Below are 22,098 nucleotides of genomic sequence, written 5' to 3'. Positions count from 1 at the left end.
ATGCCACCTGTCGGTTGGGGGTGGCCCAGGATTGCGAACCACATCTATCAATCTTACGCAGTAAAGCCGCACATGGTGACGTGCAGGCGCCCCCGCCGTGGCGTGGCTGTGCGCAACTGTTTCGGCGCCATCACCGCAGAACAATTCTCGCGGTCACAAAAGAACAATTTCGCGGCAACTTCACCGCCAATGCGGTCCCCGGCGAAACACCGGCCGTCGCGTTGCTAGTCTGAAGTGAGATAAATCTTGACCTTTCTTAATGGGGAACCACCAACCATGCCATCGACTGCCGCCCGCGCACCGCTTCTGACCGCCGTCCTGGTCATGGCCCTGACATCCTGCAGCATCGCGCCCCAACAAGCCGCGCCCAGCCCGCTGCCGCCACCGCCGCCGCCAAACTCGGTGGTGGGGGAGCCGGTGGCAGCCATGGACCCGGCAGGGATCCCGGGTGCATTGCCCACATCGCTGCGCACAGGAACCAGCGCACCTGTATCGGCCCGCTGGATCTACATCGATGGGGCCGAGAATTTCAACAACCGGCTCGACGGCGGCCTGTTGGGAATCCTTGACCAGAATTCCGGTGGACGCTACGACCCGTCCGTGGCAGACACTGCAGGAGCGGCGGCGTCGAACAAAGTCCTGACGCTGGATCACGAAATTATTGCCACCGGCGACGCCATGGTGGGAACAAGAACCACCCGGTCGAAAATGGTGCCCGGGTCAGGGCCGACAGTCTCAGTCACCACTGAATACACGGATTTGTCCACAGGAACGGTTGAGCCCGGGGCAGCGCTGGTTGCCAAGGACAGCATTGAACAGATCCGCAAGCTCCTGGGTGAGGCAATCGAAGAGAAGCCGCAACCTTCCACTCCTTCAGCCAGCCCGTCACCTGGCAGCACCGCCGTGGCCTCAAGCTCGCCGGCTGCTGTACCTCCACCGGCAGGGACGCTCCTTGGTGGCGCCGCCTTCAGCCCGGAGGGCGACCTTGTGGTGCCGCTGGCGGTAAGCCCCGTCACCGGCCGCCCGCTGGCCGCCCCGGTGACGGTCCACGTCACTGCCAAATCCAGCACCCGTTTGCTGTCGGATCTTGGCCGGCGGATGCAGCAACTCGCTTCCGCGCCACGTCCGCTTATGCCACTGAAACCGGCTCCGGCAGGCCAGAAACACGTCAACTGCGATCTTGTGCCGTGTGCGGCGTTGACTTACGACGACGGCCCGAACGAACAAACGGCACGGCTGTTGGACATCCTGGCCGCGCACAAGGTCCACGCAACCTTTTTTGAACAAGGGATCTACGTGGCCACCCACCCCGAGATTGCTGCCTCGGTGGCTGCCGGAGGTCATGTCCTGGCCAATCACACCATGCGCCATCCCGACCTGACCAAGCTCTCCACGGCTGCGGTCCAGGCGGAGATCCAAGGCACCTCGAACGTCATCAAGAGCGCGACCGGGGTGGATCCAGGTTTCCTGCGACCCCCTTACGGAGCCAGCAATGCACGGGTCAACAGCGTTGCGGGGATGCCCATCATCGACTGGTCGGTGGATTCCCTTGACTGGCAGTCCCGCGACAAGGCGGTGTTTCTGCCCAAGATCCTCAAACTCGTAAAGCCCGGGGCTGTCATCCTGCAGCATGACATTCACTCCACCACCGTTGATGGGCAGGATCAGTTGATCACCAGCCTGCAGGGCCTGGGCTACCACCTGGTCACCGTGCCGCAACTTTTCCAGGGAATTGAACTGCAAAACGGCCGCGCCTATTTCTGCCGTGGCACAACAAGTCCCTGCACGCCCGGCCGGTAGCTCCCCTGTGTTGCGTGTGCCGGCAGGGTGCCGCCGCTGCGACGCCTAGTTGCGGCGGAAGGCGAGGTCGAAGATGACCCGGCCGGCCTTGTGTGCCTTGTTCTCGAAGCTTGTCAGGATGCGGCCGTCAAAGCGGGGGGCCCAGCCGCCGGCCGTGTCCGGCTCGTCGCTCTGTTCGCAGTCGACGCCGCTCAGGCGAGCCTGGGTCAGGGGGCTGTCGGCGCCGGTGCGCTCGCCTGTGTGCAAGTTGCTGAACTCCGCCGAGGCCGTGCCCACCTCAAGCATCTGCTCGGCGTAGGTGGACCAGTCGGTGGCCAGGCGCCATGTGCCGCCGGGGGCCAGGACACGGGCCACGAGCGGGGCAAAAGTGTCCTTCACCATGCGGCGCTTGTTGTGCTTGGTCTTGTGCCACGGGTCCGGGAAGAACACCCACACCTGGCTGACGGAGCCGGCCGGAAGCATGGTGCTCAGGACCTCGGGGGCGTTGGCCTGAACCACGCGGACGTTCGTGAGCTCGTTGGCAACAATCTTCTGGATGGTCTGGGCCAGGCCGGGCGTGTACACCTCAACGGCCAGGAAGTCCTTGTCCGGGTTGGCCTTGGCTGCGTTGACCACGGCCTCGCCCAGGCCTGAGCCGATCTCAACCACCAGGGGTGCCGTGCGGCCGAACTCTTCTTCTGCGTTGAATTCGTATTCGGGGTGCACGGAGGTGTCGGCGATGTGGCGCGGCACGTCAACGGCCAAGGCGTCGGAGTGGTCCTCCCAGGCCTTCTGGCGCCGGCCCTGGAGGCGCGTTCCGCGCCGCACGAACGAGACCGGCTGGGCGCGGTAGGTGCCCTCGGCGGCCTGGCTGCCCGGTGTGATGGGGCGGGCGGAGCCGTCCTCGGTGCGGGGTGCGCGCTGTTCCGCCGCGGCCTGGGGCTCGGCGGGCACGGCCGTGTCGGCAGGTGTCGCGGGGGATTCGGGGGCGGAGGCTGGGTTTTCGCTCATCCCTTTAAGGGTACCGGGCTTCCCTGCCTGTCCCCACGGCTCGCAGCCTGACCCGCAGCCCGCGAGTCCGCAGCAGTGGCTGCTTTCAGCGTTGTAGGCAGCCACTGCTGCGGACTCGAGGGGCGCGAAGGTGAGTTGCGGCACTAACGTGACCGTCCGGCGTCGTGCCGCTGCTAGAATGAGGTTACTTAATGTGCATGATTGCGCATTCTGCGTCGATGAACGCATGCAACTTGTCCCGCACGGTTTTGCACAAGCAATTCGCGGTTGACACGCTCTGGCATTGAATCGGCGAACCCGCGGTCAAAACTGCCCGTGGGACGTTGAACCGCCTTACGAAAGATTCTCTCTTTACATGACAACTTTTGCTGCCCTTGGTGCGCCCAAGGAAATCGCTGACTCACTCGCCGCTCAGGGCATTGAGGAAGCGTTCCCCATCCAGGTCAAGACCCTGCCGGACACCCTGGCAGGTCGCGATGTTCTGGGTCGCGGCCGCACCGGCTCCGGCAAGACCATTGCCTTCGCCATCCCGCTCGTTGCCCGCCTGGCCGAGCGCGAAGCCCCTTACTTCCGCAAGCCCGGCCGCCCCATGGGCCTGGTCCTTGCACCGACGCGCGAGCTGGCGACCCAGCTGAACAACACCATTGAGCCGCTGGCCAAGGCCATGGGCCTGAACACCACCGTGATCTACGGCGGCGTCTCCCAGGCCCGCCAGGAAAAGGCGCTGCGCGCCGGCGTCGACATTGTCATCGCCTGCCCCGGCCGCCTCGAAGACCTGATGAAGCAGCGCATCGTCTCGCTGGAAAGCGTTGAGATCACTGTCCTGGACGAGGCCGACCACATGGCCGACCTCGGCTTCCTGCCCGTGGTCAAGCGCCTGCTGGACACCACCCCCACGCAGGGCCAGCGCATGCTGTTCTCGGCAACCTTGGACAACGGCGTGGACAAGCTGGTCCAGCGCTACCTGTCCAACCAGCTCACCCACTCGGTGGACGAGCCCAAGGCCGCCGTTTCCACCATGGAACACCACGTCCTGGTCCTGAACGACCAGACCGTCAAGAAGCAGGTCATCGTGGAGCTGGCCTCCGGCGCCGGCCGCCGCATCCTGTTCATGCGCACCAAGCACCACGCACGCAAGCTGGCAAAGACCCTGACCGACGCCGGCATCCCCGCCGTCGATCTTCACGGCAACCTGTCACAGAACGCCCGTGACCGGAACCTGGCCGAGTTCGCTTCCGGCGACGTGCGCGTCCTGGTTGCCACCGACGTTGCCGCCCGCGGCGTGCACGTTGACGACATCGAGCTGGTCATCCACGTTGACCCGCCCACAGAACACAAGGCATACCTGCACCGCTCAGGCCGTACGGCCCGTGCCGGTTCCGACGGCGTTGTTGTCACCCTGACGCTTCCGGAGCAGCAGAGCGACGTCAAGAAGCTCATGAAGGCAGCCGGCGTTGACGTGAACTTCGAGCGCGTCACCACCAGCTCCCCGGTCATCGCCACCCTCGTGGGCGATGTTGCCGACAAGATTGACCCGCGCACCCGCGCAGCCCTGCTTGCATCCAAGCAGCCCGCACAGGGCGGCGGCACCTCCACCGGTGCAAACGCCCAGCGCAAGCGCGCCCGTTCCGGTGCTGCCCCCACGGCCGGTGGCCGCGGCGGCCGCGGTGGTCGCGGACGCGTTTCGGCAGACGCCACCGAGCGTCCCGCACGTTCAGGTGAAGGCCGTCCGGCACGTTCCGCCGAGGGCCGTCCTGCCCGCGACGGCGACGTGGCACGCGGTCGCCGCACTGGCGGTGCCGCCCGCGGCAACGGCCACAGCAACGACGCCCCCCGCTCCGCTCCGCGCGGTGCCGGCCAGGGTGCTCCGGCACGGTCGGCCGGCGGCGGCTCCAGCGTTGCCTGGTCCTCCAACACGGGTGGCACCTCCGGTGGCAGCTTCAACGCCAACGGTGGCGGCCAGTCCCGCCCGGCACGCTCCGCCGGCGGTCCCCGCCGCGCCTCGGCCCCGGCCTCGAACCAGCGCCGCAGCCGCTAAGCTTCACCAAGCGGCGGCCACGCCTTCCGCTTAGCGCACGACGCCGGCACCCAACTTGGGTGCCGGCGTCGTGCGTTAAGTGCGTTGTGAGTCTGCCGATTCGCCGAGTCTGACGGAAAGCGTCCGCAGAGACGTAGCTCTTCGTCGGTCTCGGTACCTCATCGTCAGACTCGGCGCGGGAGCTCAATCGGAGACGGACACAGGCACCTCGGGCCACGGGATGACTCTGGCCTGAAAGATGATTCCGTTCATCTTTCAGGCGGGACTTGGTGCGAATCGTGCCCAATTGGCGGCCCGGCCATGCGGGCCGTGGCTAGTGTTGCAGGCATGGAAAACCTCTTGAAAGTCTTGCGAATTTGGGGCGCCCCGGCGGCGGCAGCGATCTTCATGGTGCTTTGGTGCGTGGCGGAAGCCGGCCGGATGGGGCCGTGGCCCGGATTCCCCACCTGGAACGGAACAATTCCGCTTGTTCTCGTTTCGGCAGCCATAGCCGTTTCGGTGTGGAAGCCGTACGTGTCCCTGGGGTTGGTGGCAGCCTTGCTGGGCGGACAGCTGATGTACGTCATTCCTGTCATGGAGCCGAACCATTGGGCCATCTACATCGGTTCCTTCATCGCCTTGGGCTTCATCCAGTGGACCGGAAACCGCCGTGCACGCCTCAGCTCGGGCGTAGCCAACGCGCTCTTCATCCCCGTGATGATGGTGCTCATGTTGTCACGGCGCTACGGCGCCGGCGTGGGCTGGTTCGACTACCCCTATCTGGGTGATTCCGTGATGTTTGAGACTCATGGTTGGCAATTTCTGGCACCGTTCCTGCTCATTGCCGCGAGCTGCGCAGCTGCCGGCCTGGTCCTCTCCCTCTACGAGGAAAAACGGGGGCTGTTCCAGGACCGCAACCAGGCCCGGGCCACCTTGCAGCAGACGGAGGTTGACTTGATCATCGAGCAGGAGCGGACGCGGATTTCCCGGGACCTGCACGATGTCCTGGCCCATTCACTGGCTGTGATTGCCGCCCAGGCGGACGGTGCCCGCTACCTCAGCGAACAACAGCCCAAGCCGGTTCTGACGGCACTGGAGAACATTTCGCGATCAGCCCGGAGTGCGCTGGTTGATGCCCAGCGGGTCATCGAGGGCGTGGACGACGGCGGCATGACGGCTCCCGCTCCCCGGCTCAGCGACGTGTTGCCCTTGTTGGAAAGAATGCAGCAGGGCAGCCTCAGGATCACCCACAGCGAGTCCGGGAATCCGCTGGACCTGACCACGGGCGCCCAGGTCGCCGTCTTCCGGATCGTGCAGGAGTGCCTGACAAATGCGCTCAAGCACGGCGGGGCGGGCACGGCTGTTCGGGTGCACTTCGATTGGAGCGGTCCGGGGTTGACGCTTCATATTTCCTCGGACGTCCAGACCGTGGTGGCCGGCGATCCGGCGGAAAAGGGGACTGCCCACCCGGGCAGGGGCATTGCAGGGATGCGTGAGCGGGCGCATTTGGCAGGCGGGTGGTTGACTGCCGGACCTGACGGGCAACAATTCAGGGTTACTGTTCTCATTCCCTACGAAGCCAACCTGAGTCAGCTCGGGGACATGGCGCAAATTGCTGAAATCGCAACGGCACATGCCGCCGTGGGTTCCGACCCTGCCGGAGACTCGATGCCTGCCCTTGCCGCTGGTGCACAGGCGGGCGATGTCCGTGGCTGATGCGGCGGGCCGCATCACGGTGGCCCTGGTCGATGACCAAGAGCTTTTCCGGGCAGGCATACGGATGCTCATTGAGAGCCAGCATGACATGGAGCTGGCGGGGGAGGCTGCTGACGGCGAACAAGCCGTGGCGTTGGCAGCCAATCTTCGTCCCGATGTCATGCTCATGGACTTGCGCATGCCCGTCATGGACGGGGTTGCGGCAACGCAACGCATCGTCGATGAATCCCGGGCAAGCGGAACAGACAAGCCACGCATCATCGCGTTGACAACTTTCAACCGCGACCAGGCCGTTGTTGAAGCAGTGCAGGCCGGGGCCAGCGGCTATCTGCTCAAGAGTGCGGAGCCGGAGTTCCTGTTGGCCGCCATTCGCACCGTCTATTCCGGGTATTCAGTCATCGCCCCGGGATCAATACATGACCTCTTTGCCCACGCCGCCCGCTCTTTCCCCGCTGCAGGACCGGATCTCGCAGCCATGGACGGACTCTCTGCCAGGGAACGGGATGTTTTTCTGCTGGCGGCCAAGGGTTTGGGCAATGCCGAGATAGCGGGCAGCCTGTTTGTTTCGGAAGCAACCGTCAAGACCCATCTGCGAAGCGTCCTGGACAAGTTGGAGCTCAAGACTCGCATTCAGCTGGTTGCCTTTGCCTACGAGCGCCGCCTGCTGCGGTGAACCGTCAGGGGTGAAATGGGAATGCGGCAGCGCCCAAAATCGCCGAGTCTGACGGAGAGTGCCGACAGAGACGTAGCTCTTCGTCGGTCTCGGCACCGCTCCGTCAGACTCGACGTGCGGGAGCGTGCGGGAGGACAGCGAGTTACGCGGGGTCGATGCTCAGAACCGCGAGGAAGCCGCGGCCGGAGATCTCGGGGGCGTCCTCCGAGCCAATCACGGTGTCGAACTTGCCCAGCGCCTCGGCGGCCGGAGCCACGGAAGAGGCGTCGTCCGTTGCGGCGGGGGAGACGGTGGCCGAACCCTGCAGAAGCACGGCGAATTGGTCTGCAAACACAGGGTGGGGGCGTTTCTTGGACAGCTCGATGATGGCCGCGTAGCCCTTGAAGGCGCCGCGCCGGGTCATCAGGTTCAGGTCCATGAGTGCACCTGTGGGCAGGCTCGCGGAGGTGTCCGAGTCGCCGGAAAAGCGGAACGGGCGGTACTTCTCAAGTGCCTGTTCGGCACCGTCGACGGTCAGCGCGATGAGCTCGCCCTCGATGACAGTGATGATCCGGTCGATGCCGGGCAGGGGCGAGAACGGGCCGGCCTTGGCCACCTCGGCGATGCTGATGCGCCAGTCCCAATCGGCGCCGGAGCCGGCCGGGCCTGCCGCGAGCTGCCGGGTCACCCCGCCGCCGTTGGCCCAGCGGGCAGGCTTGAGGGAGGCGTAGCGGATGATGTCCATCAGTCTTCGTCCGCGTTCTTCTCGCTGTACACGTGCAGCCGCTTGAGGTCCGTGGGACGACGGCGGAGCTTGCGCTTGTAGTACGACCAGCCGCCCGTGATGGCCAGTGACACGGCGAAGGCGAGGACGATCTTCAGCGGCAGGTTGATCCGGACAAAAGTCAGCACCAGGATCATGGCGGCGAAGCTGGCAAAGTTGACCAGAATGTCCAGCCAGTCGGTCTTGTTACGCATGGCACCAGCTTACGCGGCCCGCGGCACGGCTGTTCAACGTGCGGCTACCTGTAGTTGCTGGCGAAAGGGCGGTTGGTGGGGACGATTTCCTTGCCAAGCGGCATGAGCGAAACGGGGATCATCTTCAGGTTCGCAATGGCCAGCGGGATGCCGATGATGGTGATCGCCATGGTGATGGCGGTGCCGATGTGGCTCAGGACAATCCAGATGCCCGCCACGAGGATCCAAATGACATTCCCCAGTGTGCTGGCGATCCCCGTTCCGCCCGGCTTGTCCACCACTGTTCGCCCAAACGGCCACAGTGCGTACCCGGCGATGCGGAAGGACGCGATGCCCCACGGAATGGTGATGATGAGGACGCAGCACACAATGCCCGCCAGGAAGTAGCTCATGGCCAGCCAGAAACCGCCAAAAACGAGCCAAATGACATTCAGGATTGTCTTCATGACCCCATTGTGCCCTGTTGCCGTCCGCACAGGCGTCAGGGATTCCCCTGTATTTACCCTGAAAGCCAAACCGCGCCCCTGAAACGGCGCAGGCCCCGGTGCTAGGCTGATTTTCAACAGCTCCCACCCGCAACGGCTAAGGATCCCGCGATTCCATGGACATCGGCACTGTTTTTCTGATCATCGTGTTGGTCATCATTGCCATCGTTGTCGGCGTTGGCATCACCCTGGCAGTCTTGGTGTCCCGCGGCGTCCTGGGCCTGGCAAAAATGTCCAAGCCCAAGATTGAATCGGCCAAGCGCAGCGCCCTGAAGGTCCGGGCCGAGACCAGCGTGGGCCCCGTCGGGGCCATCCTGAAGCAGCGCGTGGCCCTGGCGGAATCCCTCGACGCGACCCGCCGCTCACTGGGCGTTGCCCGCAGCACGGGCCAGTACACGGGCAACCTCGAGTCAATTTTTGCCAGCCTTGAGCAGGCCGGAACCGTGGTGGAACACCAGCTTCTCGTGGCCCAGCAGGAGCCCGACGCCTCCATCCAGGCCGTCTACGCCAAAACCCTCGGGGTCCAGGTGGAGCAGATCACGAAGACCGCCACCGGCGTCCGCAACGCCCTCGCCAGCACCGGCGCACCGGCTGGCAGCGCTGACCTGAAGGACCTCACCCGCACGCTGGAAATCGAGGCGACCATGCTCAAGAACTGGTCCAAGACCTATACCGAACTCGGCGGCGAATAGGCCACGGCCATGGGATTAATTGCCCGGATCCAGGGCCTCTTCGGCGGCAAGGCCTCCCCTGGAAAGCACGACGCCGATGCCTCCGCTGGCGGCCAGCTCACCTTGGGCGAGGCCCGGCTCAAGCAGCAGGCCGCCGTGCAAAAGATGCGCCGGGGCGTGGCCGATGTTTCCGTGAGCCGGCAGCGGCTGGACCTGCAGGCCTCGGACCTTGAAAAGGCCATGGCTGCGTTGGAGGTGCAGGCGGAAAAGTCCCGGGTGGACGGGGACGAGTCGGCCGCACTGTCCGTGATGAACCGCCACCTCATCATGGGCGGGCAACTGGCAGACCTGCTGTCCCAACGTGACGCGCTGGCCGAGCAGGAGGCCATGCTGGTGGACGCCCTCACCCAATTGCAGGCCCGGGCGGCAGGCTTCAGCGTCACGGTCGAGACCCTCACGGCCACCCACAAGGCAGCCCACGCCAAACAGTCCATCGCCCGCGCCCTGGACGACTTCGACGGCAAGCAGCCCAAGCAGTAGCCGTCCGGCCCGGCAACAGCCTCAGTCCTCGCTGACGTCCCCTGTTGCCATGTCGAAGCCGAAACGGCGCCATGCGGTGCCTGTCCCGGCGTCCAGCCGGAAGGCCACGGCCAGCGAGCCGGCCGCCACATCCTCCGCGGAAACGGTGGCATTGGCCGTGAAGCCGCGGACGGCGCCCGGCTGCAGCGTTTCCTGTGCCAGGACGGCTGTTCCGCCCTCTAGATGCACCGCCACTTCAACCTCAGCGGTCCCACCGTTGGCAACCCGACCGGCAAACGCCAGCACGTCCCCGGTCTTGTAGCCCGGCACCACTGCGCCGTAGTTCAAGTCTTGCGACTCGCGGTTGGACAGCACCTGCGGGGCGTCCTCGGAGTAGCCCTGGCCCACTTCCTTCCAAGCAGCCGGGTCCCAGTCGCCGTCGGTCTGCGTGAGCACAAAGCTGTCCCCGACGCTCTCCCACACGGCGGGCCGGCCTGGCGTGATGGAACGCAGCACCACGTCCAGGGCGACGCCACCGGAGTAGGAGGTGCCGCCGTCGTGCCTCAAGGCTGCGGCGGGGGAGGCCATCAGTTCCTGCGGATCCACCGTGGCAAAAACGATTTCCTGGTAGCCCTGGCGCTCGTACAGCACCCCAATGCGCCCGTCCGGCAGGCGCGCGGCCGTGGAATACTGCGAGCTTCCGCCGCACAGTTCGACGGCGAATGGCCAGCTTGCGCCGTTGTCCTGCGAGAGTTTCAGGAGGGTGTTGCGGCGCAGGAGGGGATCGTGGTTGTGGGTGGCGATGAGCCAGTTATCCGTCTCCTTCCCGGCCAGGGTTGCCACATTGGGGAGGCCGTCGAAGCGGGCCACGGAGCCGTTGTCGCTGGGGTCCGGCAACTCCAGGTGCGGCTGGGCGGGGGTGTAGCGGTGGCCGCCGTCGGTGGAGACGGCCGTGAGCCGGTGCGGAGTGGCGCGGGAGTGCATCAGCAGGCTGCCGTCAGCGCGGCACACCACCTTGTTTTCATTCGCGCCGGCGATGAATTCACCCAGCGTCCAGCTCTCGCCGTGGTCGTCGCTGTAGGCGCTGGCCGCCTTGATTTCGCCCTCGTGCAGCAGCACAAACTGCTGGACGAGGCGGCCCTTGAACGGGCCGTTGTGGATTTGGATGCCGGCGCCGGCGGCCGCAAAAAGCCCTGTAACGCCTGCGCCCTTGAGCATGGGGGTGAGCCGGCGGTGCGCCCAGGTGGCGCCGTCGTCGTCGGAGTAGCTCAGGTCCGCGTGCTGGATGGCGTCCTGGTCTTCCAGCCCCGGGGCAGCCTCGAAGAATCCTGCGTGGGTCCCGGCGGCGTGGAACATGAAAATGCGGCCGGTCTCGGTGTCGATGAGCAGGCTGGGATCGCCGTAGCCGTCCAGTCCAGATCCCGTGCGGACAGTCTGCTGAGGCCCCCACGTGAGCCCGTTGTCGGTGCTGCGGCGCAGCAGCAGGTCGATCGGGTTGGGGAGGTCGTCCAGATTGGGGCGGCCGTCGTAGGCGGCGAGGATGGTGCCCTTGGTGGACACGGCCAGGGCTGGGATGCGGTACTGGCGGTGGCCGGCAACACCACGGCGGGCAAGAACAAATTCCGAAGAGGTAGGACGTGTCATCACATCAAGAGCTTAGCCCTGCCGGGCCGGGGTGTCCGGGTGTGACCACTGTGTGGACGGGGTGGCCCGCCGGGCGGACGGGGTGGCCCGTGCCTAGATCCAGCCCTGCTGCCATGCCTTCTCCGCGGCCTCATGCCGGGAAACGGCGTTGAGCTTCATCATGGCCGAGGACAGGTAGTTGCGCACCGTGCCCGGGGCCAGGTGCAGCTGCTGTGCAATTTGCGCCACGCTGGTGGTGGACCGGCTGACGCGCAGGGCCTCAAGTTCCCTGTCGGTCAGCGGCGAGCGTTCAGCCGTCAGTGCGGCAGCGGCAATCTCGGGGTCAATGTAGCGCTTGCCCGCCGCGACTGCCCGGATCACCACGGCCAGCTCCTGTGCTGGCGTGGACTTCGGGACGAACCCGGAGACCTTCGATGCCAGCGCCCGGCGCAGCACGCCGGGGCGGGCATGGCGGGTGACGATGATGACCCGGGTGTTGACGGTGGCCAGGATCCGCGCGGCGGCCTCCAGCCCGTCGGCGCCAGGCATTTCCAAATCGAGCAGGCAGATGTCCGGTGTTGTGGATTGTGCCAGCTCCACGGCTGTGAGCCCGTTGTCCGCACTGGCCACCAGTTCAATGTCCGGTTCCAGCCCCAACAGTGCCTCCAAGGCACCGCGGATGAGGTGTTCGTCGTCGGCCAGCAGCAGCCGGATGCGGCCCGTGCCTGGTGCAACGCTCATGAGAGGTTTCCTTTGCTGGGGACCCATGCAGCCAGCTCAAAGCGGTCGCCGTCCAGGGTCGTTTCAAGTGTGCCGCCCAGGGCTTCAAGCCGTTCGCGCAGGCCGAGCAGGCCGGTGCCCGTGCCGGCAGCTGCGGACGGGGCGCCGTTGTTGCCGATCGACAGGGACACCCCCGACGGCGTTGCGGCCACCGTGATGGAGGCTGCCGTGGCATCGCTGTGCCGCAGAATGTTGGTGGTTGCCTCCCGCACGGCCATGGCCAGTGCCTTGTGGGTGGCGGGATCAGCCGGGACGGGCGCCAGCTGCAGTTCGCAACTGGCGCCGGCTGCCGAGAGCACCTCGCGGGCGTTTTCCAACTCATTTTCAAGGGATGCCGACCGGTATCCGGACACCAGCGAGCGGGTTTCCTCAAGGGCCTGTTTGGCGATCAGTCGGGTCTCGTGAATGTTTTCACGTGCCGCCTCGGGGTTGCTGGTCAGGAGCCGTTCGGCGAGCTCGGACTTCAGGGCGATGACCTGCAGGTGGTGGCCCTGGATGTCGTGCAGGTCTGCCGCGAAGCGAAGCCGCTCCCGGGCCACGGCGAGTTCTCCGGCAGCAAGCCGGTGCCTGTCCAGTTCGACCACGACGCGCCACCACCACAGGCTCGTGATGACCATGAACGGCGTCAGGGCGGCGTACACCAGCAGCATGCGGGAGGCGTCGTCGTCCGGCAAGGCCCCCGCCACCTGGGCGGCACCCTGCTGGAGCGCGGCGGGCAGGAGCGCCAGGCCCAAGCCGGCGGCCAGGACCCACCACCGTAGCCGCGGCGGCACCAGGCAGGCAAGCAGGGAGAAGGCCAGCCACAGGGGAACGGCATGCGTAAGTGAGCTGCCGGCGCTGCCGAACCCCATGGCCCACACGGCGGCCGCGGGCAGCAGCAGGGCCACAGTCCAGCCCGCGCCGGGGAGGCCGCCGCCCAGGCCTGCGCGCAGGAACCAGCAGTAGCGCAGCTGGGTTGCCACGGACAGCAGGAGCGCCGCGAGCAGGAGCCAGGAGCCGGCGTCGTTCCCGGCCGTGAAGCCCTCGAGCACCAGGCTGACAAGCATGGCGTCCAGAACCGCCAGGACAAAGACTATTGAGCCCAAGGTGTACGTCCAGGTGGTGCGCACGCTCCGGCCCGGGCTGGCGGAAGGGTGCGGAATTTCTGGGGTGGCGGGTGCGGACATGGGCTTCAGTCTAGGGCAATGACATTTGTCATGGACGGGCATGCAAAAGCGCACGGGGAACTGGTGACAGGGGCGCACTGTGCCGGCGGGGGAGGGTGCGGAAGGATTGAAGCAACAACAAACCATCAGTAGAGAGAGCAGCCACCATGATCGAGTCACTGCAGGCCTTCACCACGTCCCTTCCCCCGATGTTTCAGTGGCTGGGGGTGCTGCTGGTCGCGGCCATCCCCTTCGTCGAGTCCTACTTTGGTGCCGTTTTGGGAGTGGTGTCCGGCGTGAACCCGGTGCTTGCCATTGCCGCGGCCGTGGTGGGAAATATTGTCTCGCTGCTGGTCTTTGTGCTGGCCGCCCATGGTGTGAGGGCCAAGGTTTCCGCGGGCAAGACGCCGAAGGAAATGACGCCGCGACGGGCCAAGTTGCGGGCAGCGTTCGACAAGTTCGGTGTGGCGGGAGTCAGCCTGGTGGGGCCCACCATCCTGCCCAGCCAGATCACCTCGGTGGCCATGATCTCCTTTGGTGCACCCAAGAATGCCGTGATCCTGTGGCAGGTCATCTCAATTATCCTGTGGGGCACCGCGTTTGGGGTGCTGGCCACCATGGGGGTCACGCTGGTCCGCTAGCTCCGCCGGCCCTACTTGTACACGGACTTCAGCCCGAACTCGTCGTACCGTGTGCCGGCGGTGCCACCAGCCGGCGCGGCTGCATCCAACGCGGCCAGCTCCGTCAGGGAGAGCTCGAGGTCCGCCGCCGCCACGTTTTCCTCAAGGTAGCTTCGGCGCTTGGTGCCGGGGATGGCGCACACACCCTTGGCCAGCACCCAGGCCAAGGCCAGCTGGCCTGCGGTGACGCCCTTGGCTCTGGCCAGTTCTTGGATCCGCCCCACCAGTTGCAGATTTGCCGAGAGGTTCTCGGGTGTGAAGCGGGGCAAGGTGCGGCGCCAGTCGCCCTCCGGCAGATCGTCCGGGGTGCTGATCTTGCCGGTCAAAAAGCCGCGGCCCAGCGGCGAATAGGCCACAAATCCGATGCCGAGTTCGCGGACGGTGTCGAGTACGCCGTTGCCCTCGGGCTCGCGCTCAAAAATGGAGTATTCGGTCTGCAGGGCACTGATGGGGTGGACTGCATGGGCCCGGCGGACGGTCTCCGGAGCGGCCTCGGACAGGCCCAAGTAACGCACCTTGCCCTCCTTGACGAACTCGGCCATGGCACCGACCGTTTCCTCGATGGGCGTGTGGGGGTCCACCCGGTGCAGGTAGTAGAGGTCCACCGTCTCGGTCTGCAGGTTGCGCAGGGAACGTTCCAGGGCCCTGCGCGCATAGGCCGGGCTTCCGTTCACGGGGCCGCGTTCGCCGGCGTCGCTGACTTCGCTGCCAAACTTGGTGGCGAGTGAATATTCGTCACGGCGGTGCCCGATCGCCTGGGCGATGAGCTGCTCATTGAGGAACGGCCCGTAGATTTCGGCGGTGTCGATCAACGTGACCCCAAGGTCAAGGGCGCGGTTCAGCGTGGCGGAGGATTCGACGTCGTCCCTTTGTCCGTAAAACGCGCTCATGCCCATGGCGCCGAGGCCCTCGGTGGAAACTTCCAGGCCCTGGCTGCCCAAGTTCATGGTCTTCATGGTGTTCCTGCCTTCCGTGTGGATGCCGGCTCGCCCCGCGGGGAGGGGTTCTGGCGGGTGGATTCATGAAGAATGCTCCTGCAATTGGGTGCGCAGGACAAGGGGTGCGCGGCTGGCAGTTCGCTGGCAGTGCTGGCGGACGCGCGGCTTAGGCGACGGTGATGCCCAGGTGCGCCGCGAGCATGGGGGCCAGAAGTCCCAGCTGGTAGTCGTCAACCACGACGCCGGCCATGGAACCAATGCCGTTGAGGGTGCGGAAGTCGGTGCTGCGCAGGTCAAGGTCCTTCAGCGTGGCCTGCTGCAGGTCGAGCGTGCCGATCCGGCAGTTTTTCAGTGCCATCCGGTTGATGTTGGCCCCGCCGAGGTCCAGCTCGCCAATGATGGCGTCGCTGATCTGCAGGTCGATGATCTTGGCGGCGCGCAGGTTCAGGAAGTCAATCTTCCCGCCGTCGATCCGCACCGACTGCCAGCTGCTGTCGTACAGTTCGGCCGAACCCCAGCGGGGGGACGTGATTTCCGTGTCCCGCCAGCTGGTCCGGGCGCCCGTCAGGACCGGGGCAAAGCTGTCGTTGAGCACGGTGCCGCGGAAGCGCACACCGCGCAGTTCCGCCTCGTTGAGGGTGGGGCCGTTGAGCTCGCATTCGAGGAAATCGGTGGAGGTCAGGTTGGCGTTGTCAAAGGATGGCCGGTCAAAACGCTGGCCGTCGTAGGTGTCGCCCGGGCCAAAGAAGGCGTCGTCGTTGTCCACCAGGTCATGCAGGTCCAGGGGAGTGAGCCGGGGTGCGCGGGGTGCATTCTTCGAAGCCATGCCCCCAGATTATCCGGCTGCGCCGGCAGGAGAATTCTGATAACTATTGCGGGTCGAAGTTCCCAGGTGAAGGGTGCGGTACTCGGCGACGGCCACGTGGGTGAAGTGGGCCCAGCAACCGCCGTACGGGCCGGCGCCTGCTGTGGCTATGGCAGGCGGGCAATGACCTTGAAGCGCTGCAGCACCAGCATGGTGGTGTCTTCCACGGTGAACCCCGGGTCACCCATGGCATCCCGCATCTCGGGCGAGTGCCAAAATTCCTCATGGCCCGCCCGCCACTGGGCCACGGACGTGTAGCCCTCGCCCTCGTCAACGGCATGCTGCAGGTCCACCTCCGCCAGACGTGAAGTGCGGACCTCAGTCAGCTCAATGACAGCCACGCCCCTGCCGGCGGAGTCCACCACCACTTCCCTGCTGCCCGCACGGGGAAGCTCCTCCTTCTCCACTTCGAACTCAATGAGCGTGGCCGTGGTGGAGGTTTTGGATCCGTCCAGAATTGCGGCCACAAGCTGGTCCCGCAATGGTCCCGGAAAGGCGAACTCGCCGAGGGGCAGGGCAGCGAATTCGGGCCAGCTGGTCAGGTCATTGGGGTCCATGCAGCCAGCCTAACGTCCCCTTTTTGGCCCGTCCGTGCCATAACGGCCGGGTCGGTCGAGGATTCTGGCCAGTTCACCACTGAGGTTTTCCTGCGCCTGGGCAGCCCACAGTTCCCGGCCCCTTTCCGTGTGGAACAGTGGATCCAGGTCCAGCAACTGGCGCAGAACTGCTGCCCTGCCCTTGGCAAAGTCGCCCTCCGAAACGTGGGCGTAGTCCTGCCGAACCCCCGCAATGTAGCGGGCATAGCCGTCTGCGGGGGAGCCCAGGATGGCAAGGTCGGCGTCGCACAGGAGATGACCGCCGCTGTCCGTGGATGCGGGGGAGTGGCTTGCTGTCAGCCTGACCAGGCGGGCAATTTCCGCGACTTCATCAGGCGGCAGTAGATCTTTTAGGCACTGTTGTGCCAAAACTGCGGAATCCTCTTCGTCGGTGGCCGTCCCGTTGTAGACGGCGTCATGGAACCATGCCGCCAAGGCCACGGTGCGGGGCACACTGCGTCCCGTCAGCGCATCCAGTGCCTCTAGGACCGCCAGAAGGTGGGTCGCCGAATGGTAGTGGCGGTGGGATTCGTTCCACCGGTCCAGCAGCTCAGCGCCCAGTTCCGGCTCGCCGGGCATCAAGGCGTTCCAGCGCAGTTCCAGCACCGACGCCACGGACTTCACCCGGTACTTTGCCTTGATGCGCAACCCGGAGGCCATCAGGGTGCGGGCAAGTTCCTTGCCCGAGAGCGGCACTGCGCCGCCCGCCACGAGCTCGGCATACAACCGTTCTGGAACGTCGTAGTGGTCCAGGTCGAAGGCCCGTTCCGTGACGCCGTGGGCCGCGGCAAAGGCGTGGAGTTCCGCCACGGAGGTGTCGGAGATCAAGTGTGAGAACACTGTCCCGTGCGCGGGCCAAAATGGCGGATCGATGAAGATCATGGCCCTTAGTTTACGCAGGCGCCCGCCCGTGCCGGCCTGTCAGCGGCAGGCCGTGCAGAGGGCGCCGACAAGCTGGGCAACTTGCACGTTTCCGGCAGCCTCGGCGACCTCCAGCGGTGTCTTGCCGTCCGAATTCTGCAGGCCGGGGTTTGCCCCGGCGCGGAGCGCGAGGGTGGCCGCATTGGCATCCCCCGACTTGGCGGCTGCGAGGAGGGCGGCGGCAGGGTCCGTCGGAACTGGTGCCTGGGTGAGGGCCGCCAATACGGCCGACTGCCCGGGGAAGCCCTTGCTGGCGGCCATTTGCGCGGGGGTGAGGCCCTCGTTCACCGAAGGAACGTTGAACTGGACGCCCCCGGCCACAAGCACCCGCACGGTCGCGTGATAGCTCGCATCGTCGCGGCCAAACCAGACGGCCTCGTGGATGGCCTGATATCCCACCCGGTTCACGTGGTCCAGCGGGACGCCTGCCTGGATCAATTCACCGATGACTTCCCAGTGGCCGCGCTCCGCGGCCCGGATCAGGCCGGTGCCGTTCCAGCTGTCCAGATCCTTGACATTGGCACCGTGGGCCAGCGTCAGGCGCAGGAATTCCACGGATCCCTCACTCGTGGCAATCAGGTAGGGGGACTGCATTGTGCCGTCCTTCGCGTTGACATTGGCGCCCCAGGCAATGAGCCGCCCGGCGGCCTCGACGTCGTTCGCCCATGCCGCCTCGCGAAGCTGGGCGTCAAGCTGTGCCTGGTCCAGGCCCGGATTGCCTGGCACGGTCGGGGTGGGTGTAGGCATGGCTGTTGCTTCCATTGTTGGTGTCGGCGCGGTGGAACCCTGGACCGGAACTGTTGTGGCCGGCGGTGCAGGCTGGTCCACACATCCCGCCAATGCCAGCGGCAGCGCGACGAGCGCAACCATCCTCCAGTGTGACTTGATCTGCATAGTGTTTGGCACCTTTCCTCCGCGTGTAGCCCCAAGCAGCGCAGCCCGTGACTGCGAGCTGCGCTGTTTCCATCCTCTTTGAGGCGGCCACCTCATGGCATCCACCGGGACGGTGCGAAAAATCATCCTTTTGGCGGAGGGCCAGGGAATCGTGGAATGTGCCGCAACGATGCCTACAGTTCCCTTTCCACGTAAGTGCCCAGGGCGTCCCGGACAAAGCTGGCACCCTCGGTGCCGCCGTAGTTGGCGCTGAAACGCGGATCTGCAACATACATTTCCGCCAATCCCAGAACGTAGCCGCGCACGTCGCCGCCTGCCGTGGCTGCCGGAGTGCCCGGAATCGAGGAAAGCCACTCAACGTGGCGCCTCGCCAGCTCCTGCGCATCGGGGGATTCCGGCGCAATGCCGCTGGAAAAGGCGGCAATCCAGTCACTGCCCAACTCCGCAACGCGTCCCTTCCAGGCTGCCTGCTCCGAGGCATCCATGCCGCGCCACCACGCATCGCTGCGTGCATATGCCTCCTTGCCCCAGCGCTGTTCCACCTCATCCTTGTGTGCGGTGTGGTCAAATCCGTCAAGCATGTCCTTGGCCATGATGCTTCCTCCTTGTGATTGTGCAGAAATGGTCTTCTCCACCGAGGCGATCAGCCGCCCCAGCCTTTCTTGCTCGCCCCGCAGCCACTCCACGTGCGTGCGCAGGGCATCCGTTGCGGAGGTTTCCGCCGTGAGCACCTCCGCAATGGCCGGAAGTCCCAGCCCGAGTTCGCGCAGCAGCAGGATCCGCTGCAGCCTCACCAGGGCCTGCTGGTCGTAGTGCCGGTAGCCGTTGCCGGCAATTCGGCTCGGTGCCAGCAGGCCGATCGTGTCGTAGTGCCGCAGGGTGCGGCTCGTGGTGCCCGCCAGCGCCGCAATGTGCTGGATTGACCAGTCCGCCGGGTTCTCTTCGGTGCTCATGCAAAGAACTCTAAAGGTTGACGTTGCGTCAATGTCAACAAGAAAAAATTGAGGGAATAACTTCCCCAATTCGTAAGTTGAGCGTAGTAGACTCAACTTTGCAGGCCATGAGTCGCCCACAACGTCAACGCCCAAAGAAAGGATCTCTCTTGGACGCCAAGTTCACCACGAAGAGCCAGGAGGCTCTTTCCGCCGCCGCCATGAACGCATCGACCGCCGGCAACCCCACGGTCGAGCCCGCCCACCTGCTCAAGGCCCTGATGGACCAGCGCCAGGGCGTTGCGGTGGCGCTGCTGAAGGCCGCCGGGGTCGACCCCGATGAGGTCAGTGTCGGTGCCAGTGCCGCCATCCGCAACCTCCCGTCGTCGTCCGGCACTTCCGTGGCCCAGGCCCAGCTCAGCCGCAACACCCTCATGGTGGTCCAGGCCGCCCAGCAGGTTGCCGAGCGCATGGGGGACAGCTACGTCTCCACCGAACACCTGCTCCTGGGCCTGGCGGACGACGCCGGAGCAACAGGAAGTGCCTTGCGCAAGGCCGGTGCCACCCGGGCCGCGCTCGATGCCGCGCTGCCCACCGTGCGCGGCGACGGCAAGGTCACCACGCCCGATCCCGAGAACACCTTCGAGGCGCTGGAAAAGTTCGGCGTGGACATGACAGCCATTGCCCGTTCCGGCAAGCTTGACCCCGTGATCGGCCGTGACAGCGAAATCCGTCGCGTGGTCCAGGTGCTGAGCCGCCGCACCAAGAACAACCCGGTGCTCATCGGCGAACCCGGCGTGGGCAAGACCGCCGTCGTGGAGGGCCTGGCCCAGCGCATGGTGGCCGGCGACGTGCCCGAGTCCCTGCGCGGCAAGACGCTCATCAGCCTTGACCTGGCCGCCATGGTGGCCGGTGCCAAGTACCGCGGCGAGTTCGAGGAGCGCCTGAAGGCCGTCCTGGAGGAAATCAAGGCCTCCGACGGGCAGATCGTCACCTTCATTGACGAGATCCACACAGTGGTTGGTGCGGGTGCCTCCGAGGGCGCCATGGACGCCGGCAACATGCTCAAGCCCATGCTGGCCCGCGGCGAGCTGCGCCTGATCGGCGCCACGACGCTGGATGAGTACCGCGAAAACATTGAAAAGGACCCGGCGCTGGAGCGCCGATTCCAGCAGGTTTTCGTGGGCGAGCCGAGCGTCGATGACACCATCGGCATTCTGCGCGGCCTGAAGGAACGCTACGAGGCCCACCACAAGGTGGCCATCGCGGACTCCGCCCTGGTTGCCGCCGCCACGCTGTCCAACCGCTACATCAGCGGCCGGCAGCTGCCGGACAAGGCCATCGACTTGATGGATGAGGCCGCGTCGAGGCTGCGCATGGAGATCGACTCCGCACCGGAGGAGATCGACCAGCTGCGCCGCGCCGTTGACCGGCTGACCATGGAGGAGCTGGCCCTGAGCGGGGAAAGCGATCCCGCCTCGATTGAACGCCTGGAAGCGCTGCGCGCCGACATGGCCGACAAGAAGGAGGAACTGGCCGGGCTCAACGCACGCTGGGAAGCGGAAAAGGCGGGGCTGAACCGGGTTGGTGACTTGAAGGCCAAGCTGGATGAGCTGCGCTCCGTGGCCGACAAGGCCCAGCGCGACGGCGACCTGGAGCAGGCCTCGAGGATCCTCTACGGCGAAATGCCGGCCCTGCAGCGCGAGCTGGAGGCGGCCGCCGCCGAGGAGGAGTCCATCGACAAGCCCGAGCTCATGGTGGCCGAGGAGGTCACGGCGGACGACATCGCAGAGGTCATTTCGGCCTGGACCGGCATCCCCGCCGGGCGCATGCTGCAAGGTGAAAGCCAGAAGCTGCTGCAGATGGAGCAGGTCCTGGGCTCGCGCCTGATCGGCCAGTCCTCCGCGGTGACGGCCGTGTCCGACGCCGTGCGCCGCGCCAGGGCGGGCATCAGCGACCCCGACCGTCCCACGGGATCCTTCCTGTTCCTTGGGCCCACGGGCGTTGGCAAGACGGAGCTGGCCAAGTCACTGGCCGACTTCCTCTTCGACGACGAACGCGCCATGATCCGCATCGACATGAGCGAGTACTCGGAGAAGCACTCGGTCTCGCGGCTGGTCGGCGCCCCTCCGGGATACGTGGGCTACGACGAGGGCGGGCAGCTCACCGAGGCCGTGCGCCGTCGTCCGTACTCCGTGGTGCTGCTCGATGAGGTGGAGAAGGCCCACCCCGAGGTCTTCGACATCCTGCTGCAGGTGTTCGACGACGGACGGCTCACCGACGGGCAGGGACGCACCGTGGACTTCCGCAACGTCATCATCGTGATGACCAGCAACCTCGGCTCGCAGTTCCTGGTGGACCCCTCACTGAACGAGGAGCAGAAGCACGCGGCCGTCATGTCCGTGGTGGAGTCCTCGTTCAAGCCGGAGTTCCTGAACCGGCTCGATGAGATCGTCATGTTTGATGCCCTGAGCGTGGAGCAGCTGTCGAAGATTGTTGACCTGCAGGTTCAGGCGCTGGCTTCCAGGCTGCACGAACGGCGCCTGACCCTGGACGTGAGCGATGCTGCGAAGGCGTGGCTGGCCCTCACCGGCTACGACCCCGCCTACGGGGCACGCCCGCTGCGCCGCCTGGTCCAGCGCCAGATCGGCGACCGCCTGGCCAGGGAAATCCTGGCCGGCAACATCACCGACGGCGACACCGTCCGGGTGGACACGGCCGCCGACTTCGACGAGCTGGACATGGACTCGGCGTCCAGCGCCGGCCTGACCGTGAGCCGGATGTAGCAGCTGGCAGCCGCCGGGATGGCGGCGCACTGCTGTCGGTGCCGGGACAAAAGTGGCCCCGGGGGGGGGGCCCGGGTTGATACCCGGTGCCAGGCCCGGGGGCCGGGGTT

At 65.8% G+C, this 22,098-nt stretch carries 21 protein-coding genes; 8 read left to right on the top strand and 13 right to left on the bottom strand.

What is annotated here, in order from left to right; genetic code table 11:
• Window positions 1-276 precede the first annotated feature (276 nt).
• Entirely contained in the window at window positions 277-1,800 is a 1,524-nt protein-coding gene (locus PCK14_RS16315) for a polysaccharide deacetylase family protein (RefSeq protein WP_269939572.1), read from the top strand.
• A gap of 45 nt (window positions 1,801-1,845) precedes the next feature.
• On the opposite strand, the gene trmB is transcribed toward PCK14_RS16315, so the two are convergent.
• Window positions 1,846-2,790 carry a tRNA (guanosine(46)-N7)-methyltransferase TrmB gene (gene trmB, locus PCK14_RS16310; RefSeq protein WP_269939571.1) on the bottom strand — a complete coding sequence of 315 codons (945 nt, stop codon included), beginning with the start codon at window positions 2,788-2,790 and terminating at the stop codon, window positions 1,846-1,848.
• A 355-nt stretch (window positions 2,791-3,145) separates the two neighbouring features.
• Between trmB and PCK14_RS16305 the strand changes: the two genes are divergently transcribed.
• From PCK14_RS16305 to PCK14_RS16295, 3 genes are all read left to right on the top strand, one after another.
• Window positions 3,146-4,828 (top strand): DEAD/DEAH box helicase, encoded by a 1,683-nt coding sequence (locus PCK14_RS16305; protein ID WP_269939570.1) that lies wholly within the window; start codon window positions 3,146-3,148, stop codon window positions 4,826-4,828.
• 339 nt (window positions 4,829-5,167) lie between these two features.
• A complete protein-coding gene (locus PCK14_RS16300; RefSeq protein WP_269939569.1) occupies window positions 5,168-6,523 on the top strand; it encodes a sensor histidine kinase in 1,356 nt (451 codons plus the stop codon).
• Entirely contained in the window at window positions 6,510-7,196 is a 687-nt protein-coding gene (locus tag PCK14_RS16295) for a response regulator (RefSeq protein WP_269939568.1), read from the top strand. Before PCK14_RS16300 ends, PCK14_RS16295 begins: the two co-directional genes overlap by 14 nt.
• A gap of 142 nt (window positions 7,197-7,338) precedes the next feature.
• Here PCK14_RS16295 and PCK14_RS16290 read toward each other — a convergent pair whose 3' ends face one another.
• Genes PCK14_RS16290 through PCK14_RS16280 form a run of 3 tightly spaced genes read right to left on the bottom strand, consistent with a single transcriptional unit; the run spans window position 7,339 to window position 8,599 of the window.
• On the bottom strand, window positions 7,339-7,920 hold the full coding sequence (locus PCK14_RS16290; RefSeq protein WP_269939567.1) for a HutD/Ves family protein: 582 nt from the start codon (window positions 7,918-7,920) through the stop codon (window positions 7,339-7,341).
• A complete protein-coding gene (locus tag PCK14_RS16285) occupies window positions 7,920-8,153 on the bottom strand; it encodes a hypothetical protein (RefSeq protein ID WP_269939566.1) in 234 nt (77 codons plus the stop codon). Before PCK14_RS16285 ends, PCK14_RS16290 begins: the two co-directional genes overlap by 1 nt.
• Window positions 8,154-8,197: 44 nt before the next feature.
• A complete protein-coding gene (locus PCK14_RS16280) occupies window positions 8,198-8,599 on the bottom strand; it encodes a YccF domain-containing protein (RefSeq protein WP_269939565.1) in 402 nt (133 codons plus the stop codon).
• A gap of 155 nt (window positions 8,600-8,754) precedes the next feature.
• Between PCK14_RS16280 and PCK14_RS16275 the strand changes: the two genes are divergently transcribed.
• Both PCK14_RS16275 and PCK14_RS16270 read left to right on the top strand, forming a co-directional pair.
• Window positions 8,755-9,330 (top strand): hypothetical protein, encoded by a 576-nt coding sequence (locus PCK14_RS16275; protein WP_269939564.1) that lies wholly within the window; start codon window positions 8,755-8,757, stop codon window positions 9,328-9,330.
• Window positions 9,331-9,339: 9 nt separating this feature from the next.
• Window positions 9,340-9,849, top strand: a complete 510-nt coding sequence (locus PCK14_RS16270) for a PspA/IM30 family protein (RefSeq protein ID WP_269939563.1) — start codon at window positions 9,340-9,342, stop codon at window positions 9,847-9,849.
• Between the two features lie 21 nt (window positions 9,850-9,870).
• Here the strand turns inward: PCK14_RS16270 and PCK14_RS16265 are convergent, their stop codons facing one another.
• From PCK14_RS16265 to PCK14_RS16255, 3 genes are all read right to left on the bottom strand, one after another.
• Window positions 9,871-11,472 carry a sialidase family protein gene (locus tag PCK14_RS16265; RefSeq protein ID WP_269939575.1) on the bottom strand — a complete coding sequence of 534 codons (1,602 nt, stop codon included), beginning with the start codon at window positions 11,470-11,472 and terminating at the stop codon, window positions 9,871-9,873.
• Window positions 11,473-11,565: 93 nt separating this feature from the next.
• The gene (locus PCK14_RS16260; RefSeq protein WP_269939562.1) at window positions 11,566-12,192 is read right to left on the bottom strand and encodes a response regulator transcription factor; all 627 of its coding nucleotides are present in this window, start codon (window positions 12,190-12,192) and stop codon (window positions 11,566-11,568) included.
• The gene (locus PCK14_RS16255; protein WP_269939561.1) at window positions 12,189-13,397 is read right to left on the bottom strand and encodes a sensor histidine kinase; all 1,209 of its coding nucleotides are present in this window, start codon (window positions 13,395-13,397) and stop codon (window positions 12,189-12,191) included. The genes PCK14_RS16260 and PCK14_RS16255 overlap by 4 nt, the downstream gene beginning before the upstream one ends.
• A 146-nt stretch (window positions 13,398-13,543) precedes the next feature.
• Here PCK14_RS16255 and PCK14_RS16250 point away from each other — a divergent pair, with 146 nt between their 5' ends.
• Window positions 13,544-14,017 carry a hypothetical protein gene (locus PCK14_RS16250; protein WP_269939560.1) on the top strand — a complete coding sequence of 158 codons (474 nt, stop codon included), beginning with the start codon at window positions 13,544-13,546 and terminating at the stop codon, window positions 14,015-14,017.
• 11 nt (window positions 14,018-14,028) lie between these two features.
• Here the strand turns inward: PCK14_RS16250 and PCK14_RS16245 are convergent, their stop codons facing one another.
• The 6 genes from PCK14_RS16245 to PCK14_RS16220 all read right to left on the bottom strand — a co-directional run bounded on the left by PCK14_RS16245 (window position 14,029) and on the right by PCK14_RS16220 (window position 19,223).
• On the bottom strand, window positions 14,029-15,012 hold the full coding sequence (locus PCK14_RS16245) for an aldo/keto reductase (protein WP_269939559.1): 984 nt from the start codon (window positions 15,010-15,012) through the stop codon (window positions 14,029-14,031).
• 148 nt (window positions 15,013-15,160) lie between these two features.
• The gene (locus PCK14_RS16240) at window positions 15,161-15,820 is read right to left on the bottom strand and encodes a pentapeptide repeat-containing protein (RefSeq protein WP_269939558.1); all 660 of its coding nucleotides are present in this window, start codon (window positions 15,818-15,820) and stop codon (window positions 15,161-15,163) included.
• A gap of 146 nt (window positions 15,821-15,966) precedes the next feature.
• Window positions 15,967-16,416: an ASCH domain-containing protein gene (locus tag PCK14_RS16235; protein ID WP_269939557.1), complete on the bottom strand. Its 450-nt coding sequence runs from the start codon at window positions 16,414-16,416 to the stop codon at window positions 15,967-15,969.
• Between the two features lie 9 nt (window positions 16,417-16,425).
• Window positions 16,426-17,337: a DUF4031 domain-containing protein gene (locus PCK14_RS16230; RefSeq protein WP_269939556.1), complete on the bottom strand. Its 912-nt coding sequence runs from the start codon at window positions 17,335-17,337 to the stop codon at window positions 16,426-16,428.
• Between the two features lie 39 nt (window positions 17,338-17,376).
• The gene (locus PCK14_RS16225; protein ID WP_269939555.1) at window positions 17,377-18,123 is read right to left on the bottom strand and encodes an ankyrin repeat domain-containing protein; all 747 of its coding nucleotides are present in this window, start codon (window positions 18,121-18,123) and stop codon (window positions 17,377-17,379) included.
• Window positions 18,124-18,443: 320 nt separating this feature from the next.
• Complete coding sequence (locus PCK14_RS16220) at window positions 18,444-19,223, bottom strand: MerR family transcriptional regulator (RefSeq protein WP_269939554.1); 780 nt, start codon at window positions 19,221-19,223, stop codon at window positions 18,444-18,446.
• A 149-nt stretch (window positions 19,224-19,372) separates the two neighbouring features.
• Here PCK14_RS16220 and clpB point away from each other — a divergent pair, with 149 nt between their 5' ends.
• Window positions 19,373-21,988 (top strand): ATP-dependent chaperone ClpB, encoded by a 2,616-nt coding sequence (gene clpB, locus PCK14_RS16215; RefSeq protein ID WP_269939553.1) that lies wholly within the window; start codon window positions 19,373-19,375, stop codon window positions 21,986-21,988.
• Window positions 21,989-22,098: the final 110 nt, after the last annotated feature.

The sequence above is a fragment of the Arthrobacter sp. HY1533 genome (assembly GCF_027568515.1).
Lineage (GTDB): Bacteria > Actinomycetota > Actinomycetes > Actinomycetales > Micrococcaceae > Specibacter.
Note: the sequence above shows the minus strand (reverse complement) of the source record. Positions and strands in the feature narration are given on the sequence as shown.

Coding starts and splice junctions, on each gene's coding strand:
- PCK14_RS16315 (WP_269939572.1), top strand. CDS start 277: ATGCCATCGACTGCCGCCCGCGCACCGCTTCTGACCGCCGTCCTGGTC.
- trmB (WP_269939571.1), bottom strand. CDS start 2,790: ATGAGCGAAAACCCAGCCTCCGCCCCCGAATCCCCCGCGACACCTGCC.
- PCK14_RS16305 (WP_269939570.1), top strand. CDS start 3,146: ATGACAACTTTTGCTGCCCTTGGTGCGCCCAAGGAAATCGCTGACTCA.
- PCK14_RS16295 (WP_269939568.1), top strand. CDS start 6,510: ATGTCCGTGGCTGATGCGGCGGGCCGCATCACGGTGGCCCTGGTCGAT.
- PCK14_RS16290 (WP_269939567.1), bottom strand. CDS start 7,920: ATGGACATCATCCGCTACGCCTCCCTCAAGCCTGCCCGCTGGGCCAAC.
- PCK14_RS16285 (WP_269939566.1), bottom strand. CDS start 8,153: ATGCGTAACAAGACCGACTGGCTGGACATTCTGGTCAACTTTGCCAGC.
- PCK14_RS16280 (WP_269939565.1), bottom strand. CDS start 8,599: ATGAAGACAATCCTGAATGTCATTTGGCTCGTTTTTGGCGGTTTCTGG.
- PCK14_RS16275 (WP_269939564.1), top strand. CDS start 8,755: ATGGACATCGGCACTGTTTTTCTGATCATCGTGTTGGTCATCATTGCC.
- PCK14_RS16270 (WP_269939563.1), top strand. CDS start 9,340: ATGGGATTAATTGCCCGGATCCAGGGCCTCTTCGGCGGCAAGGCCTCC.
- PCK14_RS16265 (WP_269939575.1), bottom strand. CDS start 11,472: ATGACACGTCCTACCTCTTCGGAATTTGTTCTTGCCCGCCGTGGTGTT.
- PCK14_RS16260 (WP_269939562.1), bottom strand. CDS start 12,192: ATGAGCGTTGCACCAGGCACGGGCCGCATCCGGCTGCTGCTGGCCGAC.
- PCK14_RS16255 (WP_269939561.1), bottom strand. CDS start 13,397: ATGTCCGCACCCGCCACCCCAGAAATTCCGCACCCTTCCGCCAGCCCG.
- PCK14_RS16250 (WP_269939560.1), top strand. CDS start 13,544: ATGATCGAGTCACTGCAGGCCTTCACCACGTCCCTTCCCCCGATGTTT.
- PCK14_RS16245 (WP_269939559.1), bottom strand. CDS start 15,012: ATGAAGACCATGAACTTGGGCAGCCAGGGCCTGGAAGTTTCCACCGAG.
- PCK14_RS16240 (WP_269939558.1), bottom strand. CDS start 15,820: ATGGCTTCGAAGAATGCACCCCGCGCACCCCGGCTCACTCCCCTGGAC.
- PCK14_RS16235 (WP_269939557.1), bottom strand. CDS start 16,416: ATGGACCCCAATGACCTGACCAGCTGGCCCGAATTCGCTGCCCTGCCC.
- PCK14_RS16230 (WP_269939556.1), bottom strand. CDS start 17,337: ATGATCTTCATCGATCCGCCATTTTGGCCCGCGCACGGGACAGTGTTC.
- PCK14_RS16225 (WP_269939555.1), bottom strand. CDS start 18,123: ATGCCTACACCCACCCCGACCGTGCCAGGCAATCCGGGCCTGGACCAG.
- PCK14_RS16220 (WP_269939554.1), bottom strand. CDS start 19,223: ATGAGCACCGAAGAGAACCCGGCGGACTGGTCAATCCAGCACATTGCG.